Here is a 1131-nt window from a genome sequence, read left to right as displayed (position 1 = left end):
TCTGGTTCAATAGCGAGAAAAACTGTCTGGAGAGGGTTTTATTGCCAAACAGACCAACACCCATCGTCACTTTGGTAACCTCTTGACTCGTGGATTTCAAAATGACGCTGACATCCGTGCCTGCTGTCGTTTTCCCATCAATGATCCATTTGTCTGGATTTTTCTTCACATTACCCACATAGGTAATATGCATTTTCGGGAAAACATGCAGAACGGCAGCCTGAACCGTTCCGTGCGGCCCTGGATAATAGGCATGATAGTCGGATAGAACGCCTGAATGGACAGCAGCAACGCTGCCGGCTCCCGCACCGGCTGCAGCGATAGCGACGCAGCCACTTAAAGGCAATACCGCCCCCATACAGAGAACTGCAGCCATCCAGCCGAGTTGCTTCCCATAGTTTGGATATTGAATACGCATTGTTCACTCCTTGTGTTTGCTGTAAGCATGGAACGGATAGGGCGTCAGGATCCTGCTCAACGAGCAGGACGCTCTATTCCAGTTTACTGGGCATTGTTCGCTTCCCGGGCTGCCTGGTTTGCCGTCTGTTGCGCGGCGTCTGCCCGGTTTAATGCTTCATTTTGTTTATGCTCTAGCGCATCGGTTTTCGCCAAGGCCCGATTGGCCGTCTCCTGGGCAGCGCGTGCATCATTCTGCGCTGACTCGGCTTTAGCGCTAGGGCCGCCTCCGCACCCGGCCAGGGCCAGAGGGGCCAACATGATCATTGTCAGCGTGAGCGTCTTCATCGTTTTCCATACATTAATGATAATTTCTCCTTTGAATTAACACACCTCAAGGCAAGGCTTTCCCGAAACTATGTAGAGTTTTGTTGGCGTTATAAGACAATGCATTACCAGAGGCTTTTTCAGCATTTTTGCAGGATTCCAACTTGTCTCGGCCGGCACTGTTTTTACACCAGTCTACTTCCTGCGACATTTTTTTCTGATGATGTAAATACCAGGAAACTGGATGACCACCCTGGGGCCCTTGAGAAACGGCTGAACAACCGGCAAGAGCTATCCCGAATAACGGCGGCATTAGAAAAAACAATTTTGATATTTTCATATTCTCACTTTCTCCTTCTCCATGTAGACAACTGGATTTAAGATTCAGCTAATTTGATACGTTGATTT

General features: G+C 48.9%; 3 protein-coding genes. All 3 read right to left on the bottom strand.

The features are described 5' to 3' along the window. On the bottom strand, window positions 1-418 hold a 418-nt coding region (locus AC2VLY_RS05010; protein ID WP_486921868.1), incomplete at its 3' end, for a DUF3568 family protein. Between the two features lie 83 nt (window positions 419-501). Further along, window positions 502-744 (bottom strand): hypothetical protein, encoded by a 243-nt coding sequence (locus AC2VLY_RS05005; protein ID WP_486921867.1) that lies wholly within the window; start codon window positions 742-744, stop codon window positions 502-504. A gap of 46 nt (window positions 745-790) precedes the next feature. Then, window positions 791-1063 carry an EexN family lipoprotein gene (locus AC2VLY_RS05000; protein ID WP_486921866.1) on the bottom strand — a complete coding sequence of 91 codons (273 nt, stop codon included), beginning with the start codon at window positions 1061-1063 and terminating at the stop codon, window positions 791-793. Between the last annotated feature and the right edge of the window lie 68 nt (window positions 1064-1131).

The organism is Acidithiobacillus sp. TH-A36, from assembly GCF_057473445.1.
Note: the sequence above shows the minus strand (reverse complement) of the source record. Positions and strands in the feature narration are given on the sequence as shown.